General features: G+C 55.1%; 1 protein-coding gene. It reads right to left on the reverse strand.

The window, feature by feature from the left end:
• Positions 1–193: hypothetical protein (locus R0J87_RS23835; RefSeq protein ID WP_498889497.1), on the reverse strand; the 193-nt coding region annotated here is incomplete at its 3' end.
• Positions 194–243: the final 50 nt, after the last annotated feature.

Here is a 243-nt window from a genome sequence, read left to right on the forward strand (position 1 = left end):
CGGGGTTATGCTGGAACCTCGCTATATCAAAACCATCGCCGCTGCCTTTTCCAAGGACGCTGATTTTCTCTTCCTCGGCGATGCCGAATTCAATTGCCCGCTCCGTTAAACTGTCCGATACCGCCAGGCAGTGGGTGGCAGAAGCCGTCGCGATTTTTTCCATGCTCAGCAACAGGCTGTGCTTCCATCCCATTGTGGTCTCTAGCCTCAATCCCCGCATCGTGTAAATCCGGACAGGCACCC

Source organism: Halomonas sp. SIMBA_159 (assembly GCF_046536035.1).
Lineage (GTDB): Bacteria > Pseudomonadota > Gammaproteobacteria > Pseudomonadales > Halomonadaceae > Vreelandella > Vreelandella venusta_A.